Source organism: Pseudomonas sp. GD03842 (genome assembly GCF_029841165.1).
Classification (GTDB): domain Bacteria; phylum Pseudomonadota; class Gammaproteobacteria; order Pseudomonadales; family Pseudomonadaceae; genus Aquipseudomonas.
Window position 1 is genome coordinate 86,525 of the sequence record NZ_JAOCEA010000015.1, and the last position, 20,040, is coordinate 106,564.

General features: G+C 61.8%; 22 protein-coding genes and 1 tRNA gene. 13 read left to right on the forward strand and 10 right to left on the reverse strand.

Translation table 11 applies throughout. The features are described from left to right. Positions 1-24: 24 nt before the first annotated feature. Together N5D61_RS20500 and N5D61_RS20505 are read right to left on the reverse strand one after the other, a co-directional pair. Positions 25-591 (reverse strand): cysteine hydrolase family protein, encoded by a 567-nt coding sequence (locus N5D61_RS20500; RefSeq protein ID WP_108238689.1) that lies wholly within the window; start codon positions 589-591, stop codon positions 25-27. 77 nt (positions 592-668) lie between these two features. After that, on the reverse strand, positions 669-1,592 hold the full coding sequence (locus N5D61_RS20505; RefSeq protein WP_108238690.1) for a LysR family transcriptional regulator: 924 nt from the start codon (positions 1,590-1,592) through the stop codon (positions 669-671). Positions 1,593-1,710: 118 nt separating this feature from the next. On the opposite strand from N5D61_RS20505, the gene N5D61_RS20510 reads away from it, so the two are divergent. Beyond that, complete coding sequence (locus N5D61_RS20510; RefSeq protein ID WP_279894016.1) at positions 1,711-2,460, forward strand: 3-oxoacyl-ACP reductase FabG; 750 nt, start codon at positions 1,711-1,713, stop codon at positions 2,458-2,460. Between the two features lie 165 nt (positions 2,461-2,625). Further along, a tRNA-Ser gene (locus tag N5D61_RS20515) sits at positions 2,626-2,715 on the forward strand. A 163-nt stretch (positions 2,716-2,878) separates the two neighbouring features. Here the strand turns inward: N5D61_RS20515 and N5D61_RS20520 are convergent. Then, positions 2,879-3,097 (reverse strand): hypothetical protein, encoded by a 219-nt coding sequence (locus tag N5D61_RS20520; RefSeq protein WP_108238692.1) that lies wholly within the window; start codon positions 3,095-3,097, stop codon positions 2,879-2,881. Between the two features lie 291 nt (positions 3,098-3,388). On the opposite strand from N5D61_RS20520, the gene N5D61_RS20525 reads away from it, so the two are divergent. The 8 genes from N5D61_RS20525 to N5D61_RS20560 all read left to right on the forward strand — a co-directional run bounded on the left by N5D61_RS20525 (position 3,389) and on the right by N5D61_RS20560 (position 9,452). Then, positions 3,389-4,039: a YoaK family protein gene (locus N5D61_RS20525; RefSeq protein WP_108238693.1), complete on the forward strand. Its 651-nt coding sequence runs from the start codon at positions 3,389-3,391 to the stop codon at positions 4,037-4,039. Between the two features lie 87 nt (positions 4,040-4,126). Further along, complete coding sequence (pseH, locus tag N5D61_RS20530) at positions 4,127-4,699, forward strand: UDP-4-amino-4,6-dideoxy-N-acetyl-beta-L-altrosamine N-acetyltransferase (protein WP_279894018.1); 573 nt, start codon at positions 4,127-4,129, stop codon at positions 4,697-4,699. A gap of 284 nt (positions 4,700-4,983) precedes the next feature. Continuing rightward, positions 4,984-5,460 carry a helix-turn-helix transcriptional regulator gene (locus N5D61_RS20535; RefSeq protein WP_256601822.1) on the forward strand — a complete coding sequence of 159 codons (477 nt, stop codon included), beginning with the start codon at positions 4,984-4,986 and terminating at the stop codon, positions 5,458-5,460. A 69-nt stretch (positions 5,461-5,529) separates the two neighbouring features. Then, positions 5,530-5,967 (forward strand): DUF4124 domain-containing protein, encoded by a 438-nt coding sequence (locus N5D61_RS20540; protein ID WP_279894020.1) that lies wholly within the window; start codon positions 5,530-5,532, stop codon positions 5,965-5,967. Positions 5,968-6,121: 154 nt separating this feature from the next. Beyond that, on the forward strand, positions 6,122-6,520 hold the full coding sequence (locus N5D61_RS20545; protein ID WP_279894021.1) for a nuclear transport factor 2 family protein: 399 nt from the start codon (positions 6,122-6,124) through the stop codon (positions 6,518-6,520). 117 nt (positions 6,521-6,637) lie between these two features. Next, positions 6,638-8,140, forward strand: coding sequence for a cytosine permease (locus N5D61_RS20550; protein WP_279894022.1), 1,503 nt, complete (start codon positions 6,638-6,640; stop codon positions 8,138-8,140). A 176-nt stretch (positions 8,141-8,316) separates the two neighbouring features. Beyond that, positions 8,317-8,610, forward strand: a complete 294-nt coding sequence (locus N5D61_RS20555) for a DUF6388 family protein (protein WP_108238698.1) — start codon at positions 8,317-8,319, stop codon at positions 8,608-8,610. Between the two features lie 152 nt (positions 8,611-8,762). Continuing rightward, positions 8,763-9,452 (forward strand): crotonase/enoyl-CoA hydratase family protein, encoded by a 690-nt coding sequence (locus N5D61_RS20560; protein WP_279894023.1) that lies wholly within the window; start codon positions 8,763-8,765, stop codon positions 9,450-9,452. A 109-nt stretch (positions 9,453-9,561) separates the two neighbouring features. On the opposite strand, the gene N5D61_RS20565 is transcribed toward N5D61_RS20560, so the two are convergent. Both N5D61_RS20565 and N5D61_RS20570 read right to left on the reverse strand, forming a co-directional pair. Next, positions 9,562-9,999 carry a DoxX family protein gene (locus N5D61_RS20565; RefSeq protein WP_279894024.1) on the reverse strand — a complete coding sequence of 146 codons (438 nt, stop codon included), beginning with the start codon at positions 9,997-9,999 and terminating at the stop codon, positions 9,562-9,564. Positions 10,000-10,097: 98 nt separating this feature from the next. After that, positions 10,098-11,519 (reverse strand): transglycosylase SLT domain-containing protein, encoded by a 1,422-nt coding sequence (locus N5D61_RS20570; protein ID WP_279894025.1) that lies wholly within the window; start codon positions 11,517-11,519, stop codon positions 10,098-10,100. A gap of 173 nt (positions 11,520-11,692) precedes the next feature. Between N5D61_RS20570 and N5D61_RS20575 the strand changes: the two genes are divergently transcribed. The 3 genes from N5D61_RS20575 to N5D61_RS20585 all read left to right on the forward strand — a co-directional run bounded on the left by N5D61_RS20575 (position 11,693) and on the right by N5D61_RS20585 (position 14,346). Continuing rightward, positions 11,693-12,496, forward strand: a complete 804-nt coding sequence (locus tag N5D61_RS20575) for a TatD family hydrolase (protein WP_279894026.1) — start codon at positions 11,693-11,695, stop codon at positions 12,494-12,496. A gap of 119 nt (positions 12,497-12,615) precedes the next feature. Further along, complete coding sequence (locus tag N5D61_RS20580) at positions 12,616-13,935, forward strand: methyl-accepting chemotaxis protein (protein ID WP_279894027.1); 1,320 nt, start codon at positions 12,616-12,618, stop codon at positions 13,933-13,935. Positions 13,936-14,124: 189 nt separating this feature from the next. Continuing rightward, a complete protein-coding gene (locus N5D61_RS20585; RefSeq protein ID WP_108238704.1) occupies positions 14,125-14,346 on the forward strand; it encodes a hypothetical protein in 222 nt (73 codons plus the stop codon). A 31-nt stretch (positions 14,347-14,377) separates the two neighbouring features. On the opposite strand, the gene N5D61_RS20590 is transcribed toward N5D61_RS20585, so the two are convergent. The 5 genes from N5D61_RS20590 to N5D61_RS20610 form a co-directional block, all read right to left on the reverse strand. Continuing rightward, positions 14,378-15,172, reverse strand: a complete 795-nt coding sequence (locus N5D61_RS20590; protein WP_279894028.1) for a thioesterase family protein — start codon at positions 15,170-15,172, stop codon at positions 14,378-14,380. Positions 15,173-15,271: 99 nt separating this feature from the next. After that, a complete protein-coding gene (locus N5D61_RS20595; RefSeq protein ID WP_279894057.1) occupies positions 15,272-16,039 on the reverse strand; it encodes a CHAD domain-containing protein in 768 nt (255 codons plus the stop codon). A gap of 32 nt (positions 16,040-16,071) precedes the next feature. Next, the gene (locus N5D61_RS20600; protein ID WP_279894029.1) at positions 16,072-18,072 is read right to left on the reverse strand and encodes a DUF3488 and transglutaminase-like domain-containing protein; all 2,001 of its coding nucleotides are present in this window, start codon (positions 18,070-18,072) and stop codon (positions 16,072-16,074) included. A gap of 13 nt (positions 18,073-18,085) precedes the next feature. Continuing rightward, the gene (locus tag N5D61_RS20605) at positions 18,086-19,042 is read right to left on the reverse strand and encodes a DUF58 domain-containing protein (RefSeq protein ID WP_279894030.1); all 957 of its coding nucleotides are present in this window, start codon (positions 19,040-19,042) and stop codon (positions 18,086-18,088) included. Then, positions 19,039-19,956 carry a MoxR family ATPase gene (locus N5D61_RS20610; RefSeq protein WP_279894031.1) on the reverse strand — a complete coding sequence of 306 codons (918 nt, stop codon included), beginning with the start codon at positions 19,954-19,956 and terminating at the stop codon, positions 19,039-19,041. The genes N5D61_RS20605 and N5D61_RS20610 overlap by 4 nt, the downstream gene beginning before the upstream one ends. Positions 19,957-20,040: the final 84 nt, after the last annotated feature.

The following is a 20,040-nucleotide window of genomic DNA, read 5'->3' on the forward strand; positions in this document are numbered from 1 at the left end:
ATCGCTTTTGCTGTCGCCGAGCGGCTACAGGGAGGCCATGGCGCTCACGATATCGGCGGTCGAGACCACCGTCGCGTATTCCCCGTGCAGATTAGCCAATGACATCCCATGAATTGCCTCGGCACTGCGGGGTTGCCCGAAAAAATCCGCGCCGTCGAACGTGTAGCAGGCATCATGGGGAACGATGACCTCGAACCCCAGGTTGCCGCCCGTCCTTGCCGTGGATTCCACAGAATTGTTGGTGATCACCCCGACGATCACCACCTGGCGGATGCCGTCCGCTCTCAACCAGCCCTCCAGCGCCGAGTGGCAAAATGCGTCCGGCACCTGCTTGTGCAGCTCCCCTTCCCCATCCAGCGGCAGAAAGTCGGGCTGGAACTCCACACCCGCTTGCCGGGGCCAGAACACCGAGTCCTCGGAGCGGGAAAAATGCCGCACATGGATCACCGTCCGGCCGGTGTCGCGCCACGCCTTCAACAGCGCGAGCATCTGTCGTTCGGCATCGGGATTGTTGCGCCGCCCTAACTTGGGGTGGTTGATCCCTTGCTGCATATCAATGATGACCAGCGCGGCCTTGGGGTCGAGTTGCATGATGGGTCTCGTAAGGAGGGTGGATTCTGGCGCCTGCGATGATGCGCCGCTGATCGACACGGGCATGGCGGTGCCGTCTAAATGGCGCTGAAATGCCGCGCCCATTGCTGCTCGGCGAACTGCTCGATGATGAAATCGACGAACGCCCGGGTCTTGCCGGGCAGCATGTTGTGTCCGCTGTAGTAAATGCAAATGTGGCCGTCTTCGACGTACCAGTCCGGCAGCACCCGCAACAGCGCCCCGCTGCGCAAATAAGGCAACGCGAACGGCATACTGACCAGCGCGACCCCCAGCCCCTGCACGGCGGCGCGACAGGCTGCCTCGGAATCACTCAGGGTCATACGTGCGGTCAGTTGCAGCGGGGCCTGCGCCTGATGACGATGGGTCAGCGGCCAGTGACGGACACGGCCGGTCTGGGGCGAGCGAATGAGGATCCCGTCGCAGGTGCGAAGGTCCTCGGGCTGCTGGATGCGGGCGTGCCCACTGACCCAGGCGGGCGACGCCACCAGCACCCGATGGGCGGGCGCCAGCTTGCGCGCGACCACCCCTTGCGGCAGATCGAAGCCGCCACCTATCGCTGCATCGAATCCTTGGCCGATGAGATCGACCTGGCGATTATCGAAATGCCAGTCCGGCGTGATCGCGGGAAACCGCCGCAAGAACTCGCCCAGCAGCGGCACCACGTACAAGCATCCGAACAGCGTTCCGACACTCACTTTGAGTGTACCCGCCGGGCTGCCCTCGGCGCTGGCCAGGTTGGCGACCGCGTTCTGAATGGTATGAAAACTGACGCGCACCTCATCCAGAAAGCGCTGCCCGGCCTCGGTAAGGGTCAGGCGTCGCGTGCTGCGCTGGAACAGGCGCACACCGAGACGCCCTTCGAGACGCGCCACGCTCTTGCCCACCGCCGCAGGCGTCAGACTCAAGCGTCGTGCGGCTTCCGCGAAGCTGCCGACTTCGGCGCTGCGGACAAAACATTCGATGCTGCTGAAGTTCTCCATCGACTCGATTCACAACTTTTGGTTTACACAGACTATAGCGATTGCCCGCTACCGAGAATCCAATCGGCGACAGATACTGCGCTCATCCACTTCATCGCTCGGCTTACCGGAGACCCACATGACTCATATCCCCCCACTCAGCGGCAAAACGGTTCTTGTCCAGGGTGGCTCGCGCGGCATTGGCGCGGCCATCGTCAAGCGTTTGGCCGAACAAGGCGCCGCGGTTGCGTTCACTTTCGTCAGTTCCGAAGAAAAAGCACGCCAATTGCAGGCCAGCGTCGTTGCCAGCGGCGGTAAAGCCTTGGCCATCAAGGCTGACAGCGCCCACGAACAGGACATTCGTGATGCCGTGCAGAAGACGGTCGACGCGTTCGGTGGCCTGGACATTCTGGTCAACAACGCGGGCGTCCTGGCAATTGCGCCGCTGGACGAATTCAGCCTGGACGATTTCGACCGGACGCTGGCCATCAACGTACGCAGCGTGTTCATCGCCAGCCAGGCAGCGGCCCGTCATATGAAAGAAGGCGGTCGCATCATCAATATCGGCAGCACGAACGCCGACCGCATGCCGTTCGCTGGGGGCAGCGTGTACGCCATGAGTAAATCGGCCTTGGTAGGCCTGACCAAAGGCCTGGCCCGCGACTTGGGCCCCCGCGGCATTACCGTCAACAACGTGCAGCCAGGCCCGGTGGACACCGACATGAACCCGGCCAACACGGACTTCGCCAACACCCTGCTCGGGCTGATGGCGGTGCCGCGCTATGGGACATCAGAAGAAATCGCCGCCATGGTCGCTTACCTCGCGGGCCCGGAAGCCGGCTACGTCACGGGGGCGAGCCTGACCATCGACGGCGGCTTTGGCGCCTGATTTCGGCCAACCTTCCGCTCTCGCTCAGCCCCGAACACTGCAATGAAGCCCGGGCTTTGCGCTTTTCTGCTTAAGCGCATGAAAAATCTGAAAAAAAGTTTTGCCTTCCTCAAAACTTTCGACTACATTAGCGCGCCTCGACAGACTGAACGTCTAGCGAGATACGGTGAGGTGTCCGAGTGGCTTAAGGAGCACGCCTGGAAAGTGTGTATACAGGAAACTGTATCGAGGGTTCGAATCCCTCCTTCACCGCCATATTCGATACCCGTCAAAGCCCCGATTTTCCCTGCGAAAATCGGGGCTTTTTCTTTTCTGGCCTTAATCCCAATCACATCGGCGGCTGCACGCGGGCTGATGATGCAGGGGCACAAGGCGGCTTGCGGCACCAAGGTGAGGTCCGTTCTTGTGCTGGGCCGGCTCAGGCAATATTGAGCAGGTGCGCAGGCGGCTTCTCATCTGCCTTGAGATACAGATAGTCGCGCCAGTTTCGGAAGGCGCGCTGCTGTCGGTCAAAAACCACCTGCCATTGCGGCGAGCCGACTTGGTCCACACCTAAAGCCATCATTTGTTCAGTGGCATCATCAAGCTCTTTGATCAGTTCAAGCGCGTTGGGCGAATCAATTAGTCTCTGCGGCATATATTCCATTTCCTTTCGCTACACCATGGAGTGGCCAACCGATTGATAGTGCTCGCGTTCCGACGAGCGGCCGTCCCATAGATCACCACGGTAACGATCTCTCTGGCGGTGTGATCGTCCGGGTATCATGCTGAATCGCCGCTCGCCCTAGTAGAAAGGCGAGTCCCGGGCAGAATGGGAATTGCCAGCAAACTGCCACTCACGCTATACCACTGTCTTCTGTAGTCCTTCTCAGCAAGGGAGGTGGCCGTGCTTCCGGAATCTGCAACGCTCAACCGCGCAGGCAGGCGAATGATCCGAGCCCGCGGGCGGGTCGGATTGTCTTTTGTCGCAACCCTGTCGCTCATCGCGGGCATGACGGACGCGATCGGGTTCATGGTCTCCGGCGACTTCGTCTCGTTCATGAGTGGCAACACCACCCGCTTGGCGATTGCCGTGGGCGGTGGTGACTATGCGCTGTCTCTGCGCATTGGGGTGTTGATTACCGCTTTCGTGGTCGGGAACGCGCTTGGGGTCATTGCATCGCGCGCATTCAAGCACCGCGCTTGGCCGTTGCTCGCGTCCATCGGCACGCTGCTCTGCCTTTGTGGATGGCTGGATCAGGGCGTCGCGCCGTTGATAGGAGCCGTCGTGGCGATGGGCATGATCAACGCGGTGGTCGAAGAAGTGAACGGGCTGCCGATCGGGCTGACTTACGTGACCGGCGCCCTCTCCCGATTCGGGCGCGGGCTTGGCCGCTGGCTGCTGGGCGAGCGCCGCAACGGCTGGCGCGTGCAACTGGTCCCGTGGGGCGGCATGCTGTCGGGCGCGATCCTCGGCGGGTTGCTGGCTCACACCATGGGGTTGAGAGCGATGCTGGTCAGCGGCATTGCGGCCCTGATCCTCGCGTGCCTTTCGGCGACGATTCCGCACCGTTGGCAATCGAGTTTTCTACCCAAGTAGGCGGTTTCGCCAACCTCACGGCATCGAAGACTTTCATCGCACAAACCGCGCTATTCTTTTCCCGCTTTCGCCTCAAGGATGTCCCCCATGCAATTTCTGCCACTGACCGACACCCCTCCTTCCATCCAGTCTGCCGTGCGCACGTTGCGCAATCAGGAAGCGGTGCGCCGGTTCATGTACACCGCCCATGAAATCAGCCCTACAGAGCATCAACAGTGGCTTGAGTCGTTGAAAGATAACCCTCGCCAAGCAGTTTTTGTGGCCATCCACGAGGGCGTTCTGGCGGGGGTGGTGTCGCTCAATGCCATAAACACCACTCACAAAACCGCCGACTGGGCGTTTTACCTCGACGCGCAGTTGCGCGGCAAAGGGCTTGGCAGTCTGGTGGAGTTCTGGCTGCTCGATCATGCCTTCAACGACGTCGGCCTGGAAAAACTCAACTGCGAAGTGCTGGAGATGAATACGGCGGTCATCAAGATGCACCAGAAGTTCGGCTTTCAGCTTGAAGGCGTGCGGCGTAACAACATCATCAAGGAAGGGCACCGGGTCAATGTAGTCCTGCTGGGCATCACCAAAGCGGAATGGCTCGCTCATCGACCGGCCCTGCTGCCATTGATCACGCGTTTGAGTGGTTCGGAACGTTCTTCACCCTGCCTGTGAGTGAATACCTCAAGCTGCTGATTCCATCCATTCGGCTGGTTTGAACCTCCGAACAGCCAGATACGACGCTTATATTTGGACCCCGACGCCTCAAGTGACCGCAGAACATCGGAAACCCCACCTTCCCACCAAATGAACGTCTACTGTCTATCCGTGCTGCTCGTTTTTTGGAGCAGTACTTCGTACGAGGCTAGTCAGACGCTGAACACCCAGCCCGTATTCCAGCCCCCATTGCGCGCTCCCGAATGAGAAACAAAGAGCGCGAATTTCGCAGGAGTAGGTTGATGAATGGAATTGGCAAACGTTTGAGGCAAGAAAGAAAGAGGCTGAAGCTGACGCAGAGTGCCATGGGCGCAATCGGCGGCGTGGAGGCCAATGCCCAAGGTCATTATGAAAGTGGGCAACGCCTGCCTAGGGCCGATTACCTGTTTCGCGTGGCGGCGGCAGGGGTCGACATCGGCCGTGTGGTCACCGGCATCGACTCCAACAATCGACTGGAGATGCCGACCTTCCCTTCGCTGGTAAACGACAAGGATTTCACCAGCGCCGAGAGCGTGGTGAAGATTATCAGTCAGTTGCGACAGAGCCTGTGGGTGACCGCCAATGCGTTGTGTGAGGTGACGCGCCTGATCGATACCCAAGAGCAACCGCAGATCAGCGATCACGTCGAAGACCATTTGCGGGTGTTGCAGGGTGATGCGGACATGTTCGTCGCCCTGGCGTTATCGCGGGTACAAAAGTCCAGCCACGGCACCCAGTGAGTCGCTCGCCCGCCCACTGACAAGCTCTCCTCCCAAGTGGTAGCCTTGTGCCACAAGAGGAGGGCTTCAATGAATGGATCGGTCATCGCATCCGCGCTGCTTGCGCTGAGCCTCAGTGCTATGGCGTACGGCGAGGTGTTCAAATGTGTCGCGCACGACGGCAGGGTCAGTTTCGCCTCGACGCCCTGCCCTGATTATGTCGGCGAAAATCGGGTACAGCGGCCCGCTCAACGCCTCTCCAGCGATTGGGAACCGACCGACTTTCCCCACCGAGTGAACAAGAATGCGACGGAAATCCTGCAAGTCAGTCGACGCCGGCGGATCATCATTACCAACGAAAAGGAAATCTCAGACCACATGCAGGCCATTCGACCGCCCCCGCCCGGGGTCCCGTCGACCTGTGTAGCGCCGATCTACAACAGCGCCTGCTTCGACCCCTCAGGTGGGAGCATTCGCCAGCCGGGGAAGGACGCAGTCCGGCGTGAACCGTTGGGCTTCAGCCGCTGACTGCCCGACGCTGCGCGGGTCGGCGCACAATCGGTGATGGGCGCCGATTACTTCCGAATTTCATGAACTGAATATTTATCGGCAACGATGTTACCCCATGTGAGAGCTCCTTAAAGTCAGGTCCCATCGCTCGCACCACAATAACGAGATGGCCATGACCTCTACCCAGCAGCTCGAAGCGCACGTCCTCCAGGCAGCCCATGATTTGGTAGCGGCGTTCGCCCGCACTGACACCGAAGCGTATTTCGCCGCTTTCAGCGAAGACGCGACGTTCCTGTTCCACACCTTGCCCTCGCCCTTGTTGTCCCGCGCTGCCTACCGCAAGGTGTGGGACGGCTGGCTGGCCGATGGCTTTGCCGTGCTCGATTGTCAGTCCACCCGGGCACAGGTTCGTTTGCTTGGGGATATGGCGATCTTCATGCACGACGTGGCGACTCGCATTCGCTTCGGCACTGAAGAGAGTCAGTTCGAGGAGCGCGAGACCATCGTCTTCCGCCGTGACGGCGAGCGTTGGCTGGCGTGCCACGAACACCTGTCCACCTACACGGGTTGACCACCGGGTTACCGACCACTGCCAACGCCACCGCCGGACCTGTTCCGGCCGGACACATCGGGGCCGCATTTTCGTTGCCGGGCCTCATAACAACACGACAGCGCGCAGGAAACCGTCATGTCACAACCCACCACCCGTATCGAAACCTTTGGTGTCGAACAAATTCCGGACGATCAGCGTGATGCCTCGCCCCTCGACCTGTTCCGCCTGACCTTCGGCGGCGCCAACACCTTCGCCACGGCGGTGCTCGGCAGCTTTCCCGTGCTGTTCGGGCTGTCTTTCCAGGCGGGCGTCTGGTCAATCCTTCTGGGCATTGTCCTGGGTTCGCTCATCCTGGCACCGATGGGCCTGTTCGGGGCATTGAACGGCACCAATAACGCGGTCTCGTCAGGGGCACACTTTGGTGTGCACGGCCGCATCGTCGGTTCGTTTCTGTCGTTGCTGACCGCTGTGGCGTTTTTCTCGCTGTCGGTCTGGAGCTCCGGGGATGCACTGATCGGTGGCGCCAAACGCATGGCCGGGTTGCCGGAAAACGACCTTACCCTGGCCATCGCCTACGGTGTGTTTGCGGTGCTGGTGCTGGTGGTGTGCATTTACGGCTTCCGGTTCATGCTGTGGGTCAACAAGGTCGCGGTGTTTGCCTCCAGCGTGCTGTTTCTGCTCGGTATCTTCGCCTTCAGCGGCAGCTTCGATGCAAGCTTTGCAGGCACGGTCAATCAGGGCAGCGAAGGCTTCTGGGCCGCGTTCATCGGCGCGGCGTTGCTGGCGATGAGCAACCCAGTGTCGTTCGGCGCGTTCCTCGGGGACTGGTCCCGTTACATCCCGCGCCACACCTCGAAGCCGCGCATCATGGCGTCGGTTTTCCTGGCGCAGGTCTGCACCTTGATTCCCTTTCTGTTCGGCCTTTGCACCGCCACCATCGTGGCCACTCAAGCGCCGCAGTACATCACCGACAACAACTACGTTGGCGGCCTGCTGGCTGTTTCACCCAGTTGGTTCTTCCTGCCGGTGTGTCTGATTGCGATCATTGGCGGCATGTCGACCGGCACGACCTCGCTGTACGGCACCGGACTGGACATGTCGAGCATGTTCCCGCGCCTGCTGAACCGTGCCCAGGCGACGATCCTGATTGGCATCGCGGCCATTGCCTTCATCTTCATCGGTCGGTTCGCATTCAATCTGGTGCAGAGCGTATCGACGTTCGCCGTCCTCATCGTCACCTGCACCTCGCCGTGGATCGTGATCATGGTGCTGGGCCTGATCATCCGTCGCGGCTTCTATCATTCCGAAGACTTGCAGGTGTTCACCCGTGGCCAGAGCGGTGGCCATTACTGGTTCGAAAACGGCTGGAACTGGCGCGGCCTCGGCGCGTGGATTCCCAGCGCGGCGGTGGGCCTGTGCTTCGTGAACCTGCCTGGGCAGTTCGTCGGCCCGCTGGGCAACCTGGCGGGCGGCATCGACATCAGTCTGCCGATTACCTTGGGGCTGGCCGCGTTGCTGTACGTCACATTGCTGCGCACCTTTCCGGAGCCGGTGGGCGTGTACGGCGACCGCGGCCCACATCCGCTGCTGGGCAGCAACGCGCACCGCAACGTGAAAAAGCCAATGGTCATCGGTTGATAGCTCCCCACACACGCGCAAGGGCTCGTCCACAGACGGGCCCTTTTGCATTGCGCCACGACCGACGGGGTCGCCTCTGGGTGACATCGATACAAGACATCCCGCACAATCGGCTTTCACGTTAGCCACCCGACAATCAGAAATCGTCAGCTCGCCCAACAGGAGAAACCGCTCGCATGAACGCTAATGACTGGACCGAAGCTGCCTTGGCGAAGTACATCGTGACCAACCCGACTCTTCAGGCGGAAATCAAGGAACTGAGCCCTGAAGAGCAACAGCAACAGATTCTCTGGGCTTTCGAGGACGAGGCCGAAGACCTCGGCATTCCAACCTGGGACCTGGCCCTGCAATTCATCGCCGACACCCCGGAGCAACTCAAGGAACTGCGCCTGGCGGCCCACAAGGAGGCCGCGGATGCCCTGGGCATGGCGTGGGATGATTACCGCGAGTTGAACGACGTCGAAGACTGACGCTGCCCCCGCCTGCGCAGGGCTTCGGGTCGTGATGCTGCCGCCTCGTCCACGGCCCGAAACCCTGACTTGCCAGTCATTCATAGCGCTTTACCTCGCCCGTTCGGGTGGGTAACGTCTGCGCCACTTCACAACAAAAAAGGACGCGCTCCATGAGTGATTTGGTCGCCTACCAACTGGACGACGGCGTTGCCACGCTCACCCTGAGCAACGGCAAGGTCAATGCCATCAGCAATGACGTGATCGCTGCATTCAATGCTGCCCTGGATCAGGCCGAAAAAGACCGTGCCGTGGTGATCATTACCAGCGGGCCGGGGATTCTTTCCGGCGGCTACGATCTGAAAATCATGACCTCCGGGCCGCAGGCGGCGATGGACCTGGTCGCCGCCGGGTCCACCCTCGCCCGCCGGATGCTCTCCCACCCCTTCCCCATTGTCGTGGCATGCACTGGTCATGCAGTGGCCAAAGGCGCGTTTCTGCTGTTGTCAGCGGATTACCGCATTGGCGTCGAAGGCCCGTTCAGCATCGGCTTGAACGAGGTACAGATCGGCATGACCATGCATCACGCCGGCATCGAGCTGGCCCGTGATCGCCTGAGCAAACCCGCTTTCGGCCGCTCTGTGATCAACGGTGAAATGTACGACCCCCAAGGCGCCGTGCAAGCAGGCTTTCTCGACAGGGTCGTCGCCCCCGAAGCGCTTGCCGACACCGCGCGTACCGTGGCTTTGCAATTGAAGAAGATCAACATGAAAGCCCACCACCAGACCAAGCTCAAGGTGCGCAAGGCGTTCCTCGAGACATTGGACCAGGCCATCGAACTGGACCGGCAACACGCCTTCTGAGGAGGGCTCAGGGTTCGGCGGACCGGCCCTTGGCGAAGGTCTTCCCTTGCTGCACCGCAAAAACAAATCCCGGCCTTTTCGAAGACCGGGATCGTTTGCTGTCGGCGGTTTATCGACGGGCGATCACGCGGTCCAGCGAGACTCGCCCGGCACCTTCGAACAGGACCGCAAAGGCACCCGCCAGCAACGCCAGACCAAATTCATAGCCGTTGTTGGCCATGAACAAACCGTTGTGGATGTGCACCGACAGAATGGCAACCACCAGCATCACGATCAGCACCACTGCGGCAGGGCGCACCAGCAAACCGAGGAACAGCGCCAGCCCGCCGAAGAACTCCGCGCTGCCGGACAACAAGGCCATCAGGTAACCCGGGTTCAACCCAAGGCTGGCCATGTACTGCCCGGTGCCTTCCAGACCGTATCCACCAAACATGCCGAAGAGTTTCTGGCTGCCGTGGGCCATGAAAATGATGCCGACGAGGATGCGCAGGATGGCGATGCCATAACCGGCCTGGGTGTTGAACAGTTTTTTGATCTGAGTAGTCATGGTGCACATTCCGTTAGTAAGAAGTAATGGCGCCATGATAATCGGATTAGCCAATATGAAAATCGCAAAAAACCCGCCATATCAATCGAATTAATCGATCATTCACGGGCCGCTACTTTGCGTATAGGTGTGTTTTCCAGCGCGCTGCGTTCCTGGTCATAGGCCAGGTAGTACTTGTTGACGCTGTTGACGTAGCTGACGACGTTCATCCCGACCTGCTTGAGCGCCACTCGCTCGACCTGAAAGAACCACTGATTGGGATTCAACCCCTGGCGCCTGGCCTCGGTACGCATGGCCTGTACCCGTTCCGGCCCCAGGTTGTAGGCGGCCAGCGTGAATGCCATCCGCTCACGCTCGTTGATCTTCGGGCTGGAGAAAAACTTGCGTCGGATCATCGCCAGGTACTTGGTGGCCGCCTGCACGTTGCCATCGAGGTCATGAATGTTGCCGACCCCGACACGTTGGGCCGCCGATGGTGTGATCTGCAACAGGCCCGTCGCGCCGCTGCCACCTTTGGCACCGGGGTTGAGCTGAGACTCCTTGAAGGCCAGGGCAGCGAGATCGAGCCAGTCCATTTTCTGCGCATCGGCATGAAGCTGCAGGGTCGGCCGCAGCTTCTCCAGCCGCTGGCGGTCGTCGCGTGCCAAGGGGTAATGGATGCGATACACGTCCTTGTAAGCCTTCTGGAAGGCCACATCCTGATTGCTCGGCGGCGTGTAGGTCGCCAGAAAGCGATCGACGGTGGCGTGCAACATGACCGCGTCCTTGCGCACGAACCAGTTCATCTGGCCCGGATCGCTCAACGCCAGCGAGCGATCCACCCGCAGCTTGGGCATCACCTTCGCCCAGCGTTCGGCAATCGGCTGCTCGACCACCGTCAAGTGGTAAATACCGGCCTGCACCATTTCCAGGACGTCCTCGACAGCCAGGCTGGGGTCGACCCATTCGACTTTCACCGGCGGCAACTTGCGCAGCGCCAGCTTCTGATTCAGTTGCACGATGGCGTCATTGGCCACACTCCCGGCGGTCAGCATCAGGGTGCGGCCGGAAAGCTGCTCGACCCGCTTGAAACCCCGCTCGCCACGCACGCCCACTACCACCAGCGGCACATGGCTGACCACCGGCGCTGAGGCATCGACGTAACGGGCAGCGCTGGCGTCCAGCAATTCTCCAGGCGCGACCAGATCACCCTCGCCCCGCTGCAGCGCGGCAAGCAATTGGTCCTTGGCTTTGGGAATGAGTTTGAGCGCGACTTTCTGGCCATCGCGGGCATGGCCGTTGAGGTAGGCCTCGAAGGCCTGCAGCCGCCGGTATTCGACGCCGATCGCCTCGCCCTGGATTTCACCGGAGCTGTTGCGGCTCTGATTGACCAGCACACGCAACACCTTGCTGCTGCGGATGGCCGAGAGATCGCGCACCTGGGTTTTCTTGATGACTACCGGGGGGCCGGCAGGACGGGCTGACGCCGGGGTGGGCATCAGCGACAGGCACAGCAACGAGATCAGCGAGGCTCGGATCATTGACGCTCCGGGAAAAAGCCGAAAAAGGGGTTTGAAGTCTGCGTCGGTTGGTCGCTATCGCCCTGGCATCAGGGATTGCCGACGACCCATCGTTCCAAGCAGTTGAACCTGCTCGTTTTTTTATCACTTCAATCGCTCTGGTATTCTTCTCGGCCTCCGGCCTGAGGTGAACCATGCAACTAATCGACATCGGCGTCAACTTGACCAATCCCAGCTTTGCCTCGAAAGAGCGTGAAGTCCTCGACCGCGCCTATGCAGCGGATGTGGCGCAACTGATCCTGACTGGCACCGACGTCGCGGGCAGCGAACAGGCCCTGCACCTGTGCCGCGAGCTTGACGAAGCGGGTCAGCGGCTGTTCAGCACCGCCGGGGTCCATCCCCATTCGGCAAGCGCCTGGACGCTGGACACTGAGAACGCCTTGCGAGCCCTGCTCAGGGAAACACCTGTGCGCGCCGTCGGTGAGTGCGGCCTGGATTTCAACCGCGATTTTTCCCCACGTCCGCAACAGGAAAAAGTGCTCGAAGCCCAACTGGCGTTGGCGGCGGCATCGAAGATGCCGGTGTTTCTCCACGAGCGGGAAGCCGATGACCGGCTGCTCGCCATCCTTCGCGAGTACCGGGATCACTTGCCCGGCGCAGTGGTGCACTGCTTTACGGGTGAAAAAAAGGCCTTGTTCGCGTACCTCGATCTGGACCTGCACATCGGCATCACCGGCTGGATCTGCGATGAACGCCGGGGCACTCATCTGCATCCGTTGGTCCGCGAGATTCCCCGTGGCCGCCTGATGCTGGAAAGCGACGCGCCCTATCTCCTGCCCCGCAGTCTGCGACCCAAGCCGAAAAACGGTCGCAACGAACCGGCGTTTCTGCCTGAAGTTCTCAGAGAAGTGGCGGCGCATCGTGGTGAAACCCCGCAAGACGTGGCAGCCCACACCACCGCGTGCGCACGGACCTTTTTCGGCTTGCCCGACCTGTAGAGCGCGGACGCTTCAGCAAGGGGCCTGAGAAATTGATGCAGATCAACCCTACCTGGGCAGACAACTGAGAAACTAATGGCACCTTGCCTTATCACGTGCACCTACAGAAGAGCTTTCTCATGAGCCGCTGGTTAAGTAACCTCTCGCTGAAATACAAATTCTGGGCAGTGAACGCCGTCGCGTTCATCACCACGCTGTTGCTGGTGCTGTATGCGCTGAACATCGAGCAACAGAGCCGTGCCGAAGATGCCCGCATCGCGGCTCAGGCCCAGGCGCACTTACTCGCGGCCTGGCCTGCCGGACAAACCGCGCCGACGGCACCGCCCCTGCCTGCGGCGCCGTCCTTCGAGCAGCTGTTCAGCCAGCATTTCACTCAGTACGCGCTCGCCGTGTTGGTATTGATGCTGGTCATGCTCAGCGCCTCCCAGTTGCTCATCCGGTTTCTGTTGACGCATTTGAACGCTGTCAAGGACGTCATGCTGTACGTGGAGCGCAGCGGTGACCTCTCCGTCCGCGCACCGCTGGCCGGGGACGATGAAGTCGGGCAAATGGCCAAAGCGTTCAATGCCATGCAGGCCGGTTACCAACGAATCGTCGGCACCGTGGCGCAGTCGGCCGCGCGGCTGGATCAGGGCGCGGTGCATCTGGCCACTGGCATGAGCGACGTGCGTGAAGGGATGCTGGGGCAGCAGAGCGAGACCGATCAAGTGGCCACGGCCATCAACGAGATGACCGCCACGGTCCATCACATTGCCCAGCACGCCAGCGCCACGCGGGATCAATCGCAGAACGCTGACGCGTTGGCAGGCAGTGGCAAGGACGTGGTGGCCCGGGTGCAGGCCTCGATCACCGGGCTGTCCAGCGGCGTGCAACAGACTGCGGGCATGATTCAGCGCTTGGCCGAAGACAGTCAAAAGATCAACAGCGTGGTGAGCGTGATCCACAGCATCGCCGAGCAGACCAACCTGCTCGCCCTCAACGCAGCCATTGAAGCGGCCCGCGCCGGGGAAATGGGCCGGGGGTTCGCCGTGGTGGCCGACGAAGTGCGCAACCTGGCCAAGCGTGTGCAGACCTCCACGGACGAAATCACCACCATGGTCTCGGCGCTGCAGGCAGGCACGCGGGATGCGGTGGATTTCATGCAGGAGAGCTCCTATAAGGCGGACGACTGCGTGCAGCACGCGCGGGAAGCGGGAGAAGCTCTGGCGGCGATCACCGAAGCGGTGGCGCAGATGCGTGAAAGCAACACGCAGATCGCCGTGGCCGCGCAGCAGCAGAGCCAGGTGGCGGAAGACATGAACCGCGCGGTAGTGAGCATCCGCGATGTCACCGAACGCACCGTACGCCAGACCCTGGATTCGGCGAGTACCAGCGACGAACTGGCGACGCTGGCCGGGGAACTGAATAAGGCTATCGGGCAGTTGAAACTGCAGGGGTAGCCATCGAAGCAAGAACAGACTCGCCGGCCAGTGGGCCCACGGCCCCCTGGCGGTGTGCGGCTTTATCACTGATTGCTTTCACCGATGCTGGCTATGGGCGCGATAGCAATCTTCGATTCGCCGTAGTGGGGCGCCCGGCCTATTCTGAACCCATCGAAAACGGTTCTTATTCAGGCTTCGGAGGTCATCATGCCCAAGTTCATTGCCAGTCTTCACCTGGACAGCATTTTCAGCAGCGCGCATCAATCGGGATTGTCTTCGCAAACGGTGCTGGCATCGATGGCCTTTCCGCTGTCGATCGTTTCCGGTCTCCTGCTGCTGGATGGCGCGCTGAGCGCCAGCGTCGCGTCGGCCGGTATCGGCATTCTGGGATTGGTTGCAGCCCAGGCCATCAAGACCCGAGGCCAGTAAGGTCTCGGGGCAGGTCGTTGCCCTCGACGTCTCAACCGAACACGGTCACCGTCTGGCGGCTGATCGCGATCAACTCTCCCTTCGGCGTCCACAACCCCGCCGCGACATGGCCGTAGCCATCCCGGGCATGCTCGATCACCGCGCGGTATCGCGTCCATTCATGGGTGCTCATCGCAGGTAGCGGCTGCACGAACTCGATGGTCCACGTCAGCGAACTCCCCGGTGCCGGTTTATTCAGATGCGGCAATACCGCGGGCGGCCACGTATCGACCAACGCCAGCACATGCGCCTCGGTCAGTCTTTCTTCCGGCACGTCCTTCAGCCGCGCATAGCCCCCGATCGCAGCGGATGGGGTGTTGCTATAGGGCAGTCCGCCCAAGGCCCAGCGCATGTCGATATAACGCAAGTACTCGGGCATCACACCCGCGATGAAGGGAAAGGCAGGCACTTCGTCCACCGCCTTGAACTCGGGGGCCGGATCGGCCGCTACGGCAATCGCCGACTCACGGGGCGCGCCGAAACTGCCCTGGATCAACGTGACCGTCTCGCCCTTCTGAATCGCCCTGCCCAGCACCTGGCTCACGGCTTTGCCTTCGCGCAGGATCTCCACCTCGAATGAAATCGGCACGTCGATCGCCGGCGGCCCGACGAAGCACACGGCGAGCGAGCGAATCGGCCGATCCGTTGCGACCCTGGCGCGCATTGCTTCGAATTGCAACGCGGCCATCAGGCCACCAAAACACGAACGCCCCTGGGCCCACGAGGCCGGAATGGACACCGATGAAGGGTGGTTGCGGACCGCGTCGAGCAATTCGGAAAAGGTCATGGGGCACTCCGTGCGAATGAGCTGCACGGCAAAGCTTAACCCGATGCATTGGGGCCAACAGCACTCATAACTGCCATTCCTGCGGCCTGATCGGGAGCGTCAGCCGGAATGGCCTCCGAAACACGCTGCGTGCAGCCGCTCCAAGGCTTTGTCGGAGCGCTGCTCGGCAAGCTGGATTCCCCGTCTCCACCCCGGCACGCAGGCGGCAAGATCCGCCTGCTGCTCGGCCTGCGTCAGCCACTGCAGGTGATCGTGCCAGTCACCCAAGGCGCTCTGCGCCGCTTTCAGGCGTTTCTGCATGCCGGCTGGCTGGTGACTGAGTGCCGGGTACGCCTCGGCGGCGTAACGCACGCGCTTGATCAACAACCGTAAGCGATGGCGATCATGCGTCGGATCGGCCATCGCGTCGCGCAATTGCTTCCACTGTTTGTCCATGCGTTTCTCGATGCGTCGACGCAGGCGTTTGAGCAGGCCGTGACGCTGCTGGGTCCGCAGAAACGAAGGCAATTGATCGAGTATTCCAAACAGGCGGTTCAACGGCGCAGAAGTGGCCACCTGTGGGCAGGCCGAGTCCAGCACGCGCGTTCGGTCGAGCGCCGCTTCATGCAGCCCCTGATCGGCGAGGAACGCCGCCAGGACCTGCATGTCACGCAGCGGCGTGGTCAATTCCCCTACCCCCTTTGCCGCTTCTTCAACCTGGTCGATGCCTGGCAGGCCGCGCAAGGGTCGCACCACGCTGCGCAGACGCCGCACGGTGGTGCGCAGGTCGTGCAAGGCCTCGCTGTCGGTGGAGGCCACCAAGCGGGCATGACAGGCCAGCAACTTGACGTTGAGGCTGATGATTTCGGCGACCAACCGATCGACCATGGCAGACATGGGACGCACTCCTTAAACATTCATCACGACGAAGGGTCTTTCGCCGCAGACAGCCGCCACGGTAAACGGCGGCGCAGGTGTTTCAATTGTCGACGCAGCGGCCCGTTAGAACCGGGCACTCCGGCATACCGTTGCGCCTCGAACTCGCGAGCGAAGGCATCGATGGCTTCGGCATGGGCAGGCAACCGCTGCGCGGCGCGGCGAGCGAAGGCCTGAGCGCCCTCGCCCGGTTGACGCTTGAGACCTTGTCGGGCCAACAACCGTTCGAAAGCGGCGAACAGGCGCAGCTGCGAATCGCTTTCACGACGCCACGGCTTGAACAGCCACAAGGCCAGCAGACCGAGAATGACCAGCGCCCCGGCGGCGAACACGGGTGCCTGGAAGCCGGAAAACCAGCGGCCCAGCACTTGCAACTGCTGCTGGCCCTGATAGCCCAGCACCCAGCGCTGCCACCCGTAGTTGAGGCTGTCCCAGTTCAGACGGATCGAGTTGAGCCAGGCCAGGTGGCGATAACGGAGGGCCGACATCGGCGAATCGGCGAGGAACGCCTCGTCCGGCGCCAATGCCTGCTCCAGCCCTTGTTCGATGCGCGCGGGGGCGACGGCGGCGGTAGGATCGGCACTGCGCCAGCCCACCCCGGCCTGCCAGTACTCGACCCAGGCGTGGGCGTCGAGCTGGCGCACGCTGAGGTAGTGACCGTTAGGATTGAGCTCGCCGCCCTGATACCCGGCCACGACCCTCGCGGGAATGCCCGCGGCCCGCAGCACAAAGGTCATCGCACCCGCGTAATGGGCACAGAACCCGGCGCGGCTGGTGAACAGGAAGTCGTCGATGCCGTCCGGGCCCGTGACCGGCGGCTTCAAGGTGTAATGGAAGGGCTGCTCACTGAAGTAGCTCAGCATCGCTTCGACCAGCGCCTCTGGCCTGGGGTAACGGCGGCGCAGGTCGGCCGCCCATTCCCGCGCCTCCAAGTTGCCCTTGGCGGGTAGCTGCAGGTTTTGCAGACGTCCACCCTCACTGAGCACGGTTTCGCGAACGGCAGCCGGCCAGGAATCGACGCGGTAGAGTATCGACTGATCGATGGGGCGTCTGCGCTGCCAGCGAAAATCGCTCATCTGCCGCACGCCGCCAAGCTCGGGCGCCCCCATGTCCAGCAGCATCAACCAGGGTTTGCCGGTAGGCTCCATGACCACGCTGTAGCTGATTTTTTCGCCTTCCTTGCGCCAGTCCGGCGCATCCGGCACCTGCGCGCGGGACGATTGCGACCAGCGCCGACCGTCGAACTGTTCCAGCGTCAGGGCGCGCCAGTACTGCTGGTTGCGCGGGGGAATCGGCCCGTCGAAACTGGCGCGGAACACCAGTGCCGCCGACTTGCTCAGCTCGGCGATGTCCCCCGGCGCCATGCTGTCGGAAAGCCCGGTCAGCGCCTTGTTGCTCGGCTGCGGAAGTGACCAGAGCGGGTCCAGGCGGGGAAAGAACAAAAACAACAGAAGCATCAGCGGCACAGCCTGCAGCAACAGCTTGGCAGCAAGCATCAAGGTCGCCCCTGGCCGAGTGGCGAGTCCCGATTGCTGCAGCCCGATGAGCGCGGCAAGTAAAGTGGCGATGGGTAGCAGCGTGAAGAGCCCCCACAGCAACGCGTCCTCGAACAGGTAGCCAACCGCGACACAGAAGAAACCGAGAAAGATCAGCACCAGGGCATCGCGTCGGGTCTGCATTTCCAGCATCTTCAAGATGAACGCGGCAATCAACAGCGCTGCCCCGGCATCGAGGCCCACGAGGCTGCCCCGTGCCAGGAAGACCCCACCCGCCGTGCCGACCAGCAAACCGGCCTTGACCCAGGTGCCCGGCATGCGCACGCGCATGCGAAAAATCTGGATGCGCCAGAAGCTGCACACCAGCCACAGGACGATCAACGCCACCGGTACGTGCAGCGAGAACGGCACGATCACCAACGCCTGAGCGATCAGCAGCCAGTTGAGGCTGGTGCGCGGGATGGGTTTTCCCAGGTTGGCAGAGGTCATGGCGGACTCCCGATCATGCCCGCACACCGTAAAGCGCCAGTTGCCGCAGGCACGCCTCGCGATGCGCATCGCCGCTGTCCACCGGGGAGAGGAAGCCTGGCAGGCGCAAGGCGAACGGCTGCTGGCGCTGGGACAGTTCCAGCACCCAATAACACAGGCGTGACAGCCGCTCTTCGATGTCTCCACCCAGTGCCATGAAATCCAGACACAGGTCGTGCCCGCTCAGGTCGGTGAATTCCTTGACCATCAGACCCTGCCCACGCGACCAGGCCTTCCAGTGCATGCGCCGCATGGAGTCGCCGGGTTGCCACGGCCGCAGGCCTTGATAATCGTCGACCCCCTGGCCTTGCGTGGCTTGCCCGTCGTCTTCGGCATGGGGTTGCGCCCCTTGCAGCAGGGGAAGCGTCCCGGGCACCGGCTGGGGGTAGATGAGCACCGTCTGCTCAAGATCCAGCCAGGTCCAGGCGCGAAAGATACCCAGCGGGAACACGCTCTCCACCCGCAGCCGTGGGGCGCGCAGCCAGCCTCGCCGCTGCGCGGGCAAGGCCAGCCCAATCTCGACCTGCCGGTCTGCGTCCACGTCGGTCTGTTCCAGTTGTTCGCTGTCCCAGCCCAGGGCGATGGCCTGATGGGCGACAGACGCGCTTTCCAGGCGCAAGCGAAGCTGCACGGGCTCGCCCACGAACACGGAACGCGCAGGGCTGGCGCTGATAATCAGGCCGCTGAAGTTGCGATAGGTGTGAAGGATCGCGAGGATACCCACGGACAACATCAAGAATGTCAGGCCGTAGGCCAAGCTGTTCTGATAGTTGATGGCGACCAGCAAAAGCAGAAACAGGACGAGCGCATAAGTCCCGCCGACCCGCGTCGGAAGGATGAAGATTCGTCGGTGATCCAGCTCGATCCGGGATGCCGGAGGGATCCGTCGCCCCACCCAGCGTTGCCAGAACGGCTTGAACTGAAGCATCAAAGCACCGGCACCTCACGCAGCAGCCACTGAACCAACGCTCCACCGCCATGCCCCGTCGGGTCGGTCCGGTCGCGCAGGCGATGGCCGACGACCGCAGGCAGTACCGCTTGAACGTCTTCCGGAATCACATACTCGCGCCCGATCAGCAGCGCCCACGCTCTCGCGGCCGACAGCACCGCCAGGCTGCCCCGCGGAGACAGCCCGTAGGCGAACTGCGGCTGACTGCGGGTGGCGTCGACCAACCGCAACACATAATCGACCAGCGCGTCGCTCACCCGAACCTGGCGAGCCTCTTCCTGCAGGGCCGCCAGTTCGGCGTGGTCGATGATCGGCTCGATGCGCGGCAACAGGTCCCGGCGGGCCTCGCCCAGCAGCAGGGCTTTTTCGGCCGAACGCGCCGGGTACCCCAGCGACAGGCGCATGAGGAAACGGTCCAGTTGGGATTCGGGCAAGGCAAACGTGCCCCCCTGGCTGAACGGGTTCTGGGTGGCAATCACGAAAAACGGATCAGGCAGCAGGCGGGTCGCGCCTTCGATGGTGACCTGCCCTTCTTCCATCGCTTCGAGCAACGCACTCTGGCTCTTGGGCGTGGCGCGATTGATCTCGTCTGCCAGCACCAGTTCCGCGAAAATCGGCCCAGGATGAAAAGTGAATTGCCCGCTTTCACGGTCGAAGACCGAGGTGCCGAGTATGTCGCCCGGCAACAGATCGGAAGTGAATTGAATGCGCTGGAAACTCAACCCAAGAATCCGCGCCAGCGTGTGGCTGAGGGTGGTCTTGCCCATGCCCGGTAAATCTTCGATCAGCAGATGCCCGCCGCCCAACAGGCAGGTCATGGCCAGGCGGACTTGAGGCTCCTTGCCCAATACCACTTCGTTGATTGCGTTCAGACACGCATCCAGTTTTCTGCCCATCGGAAAGCCTCCCCAGGCGACTGCTCTTGGCTAGTAGGACTGCAGACGATGCCAGACGTGCTGCCACTTTAAAGTCAGCGTAGG

What these genes read in the sequence shown, in the direction of transcription:
- N5D61_RS20555 (WP_108238698.1), top strand. Translation starts at nt 8,317, where the DNA reads ATGAACGCTAATGACTGGACCGAAGCTGCCTTGGCGAAGTACATCGTG.
- N5D61_RS20565 (WP_279894024.1), bottom strand. Translation starts at nt 9,999, where the DNA reads ATGACTACTCAGATCAAAAAACTGTTCAACACCCAGGCCGGTTATGGC.
- N5D61_RS20510 (WP_279894016.1), top strand. Translation starts at nt 1,711, where the DNA reads ATGACTCATATCCCCCCACTCAGCGGCAAAACGGTTCTTGTCCAGGGT.
- N5D61_RS20505 (WP_108238690.1), bottom strand. Translation starts at nt 1,592, where the DNA reads ATGGAGAACTTCAGCAGCATCGAATGTTTTGTCCGCAGCGCCGAAGTC.
- N5D61_RS20535 (WP_256601822.1), top strand. Translation starts at nt 4,984, where the DNA reads ATGAATGGAATTGGCAAACGTTTGAGGCAAGAAAGAAAGAGGCTGAAG.
- N5D61_RS20525 (WP_108238693.1), top strand. Translation starts at nt 3,389, where the DNA reads ATGATCCGAGCCCGCGGGCGGGTCGGATTGTCTTTTGTCGCAACCCTG.
- N5D61_RS20585 (WP_108238704.1), top strand. Translation starts at nt 14,125, where the DNA reads ATGCCCAAGTTCATTGCCAGTCTTCACCTGGACAGCATTTTCAGCAGC.
- N5D61_RS20595 (WP_279894057.1), bottom strand. Translation starts at nt 16,039, where the DNA reads ATGGTCGATCGGTTGGTCGCCGAAATCATCAGCCTCAACGTCAAGTTG.
- N5D61_RS20610 (WP_279894031.1), bottom strand. Translation starts at nt 19,956, where the DNA reads ATGGGCAGAAAACTGGATGCGTGTCTGAACGCAATCAACGAAGTGGTA.
- N5D61_RS20560 (WP_279894023.1), top strand. Translation starts at nt 8,763, where the DNA reads ATGAGTGATTTGGTCGCCTACCAACTGGACGACGGCGTTGCCACGCTC.
- N5D61_RS20575 (WP_279894026.1), top strand. Translation starts at nt 11,693, where the DNA reads ATGCAACTAATCGACATCGGCGTCAACTTGACCAATCCCAGCTTTGCC.
- N5D61_RS20590 (WP_279894028.1), bottom strand. Translation starts at nt 15,172, where the DNA reads ATGACCTTTTCCGAATTGCTCGACGCGGTCCGCAACCACCCTTCATCG.
- pseH (WP_279894018.1), top strand. Translation starts at nt 4,127, where the DNA reads ATGCAATTTCTGCCACTGACCGACACCCCTCCTTCCATCCAGTCTGCC.
- N5D61_RS20545 (WP_279894021.1), top strand. Translation starts at nt 6,122, where the DNA reads ATGACCTCTACCCAGCAGCTCGAAGCGCACGTCCTCCAGGCAGCCCAT.
- N5D61_RS20550 (WP_279894022.1), top strand. Translation starts at nt 6,638, where the DNA reads ATGTCACAACCCACCACCCGTATCGAAACCTTTGGTGTCGAACAAATT.
- N5D61_RS20540 (WP_279894020.1), top strand. Translation starts at nt 5,530, where the DNA reads ATGAATGGATCGGTCATCGCATCCGCGCTGCTTGCGCTGAGCCTCAGT.
- N5D61_RS20570 (WP_279894025.1), bottom strand. Translation starts at nt 11,519, where the DNA reads ATGATCCGAGCCTCGCTGATCTCGTTGCTGTGCCTGTCGCTGATGCCC.
- N5D61_RS20580 (WP_279894027.1), top strand. Translation starts at nt 12,616, where the DNA reads ATGAGCCGCTGGTTAAGTAACCTCTCGCTGAAATACAAATTCTGGGCA.
- N5D61_RS20600 (WP_279894029.1), bottom strand. Translation starts at nt 18,072, where the DNA reads ATGACCTCTGCCAACCTGGGAAAACCCATCCCGCGCACCAGCCTCAAC.
- N5D61_RS20500 (WP_108238689.1), bottom strand. Translation starts at nt 591, where the DNA reads ATGCAACTCGACCCCAAGGCCGCGCTGGTCATCATTGATATGCAGCAA.
- N5D61_RS20520 (WP_108238692.1), bottom strand. Translation starts at nt 3,097, where the DNA reads ATGCCGCAGAGACTAATTGATTCGCCCAACGCGCTTGAACTGATCAAA.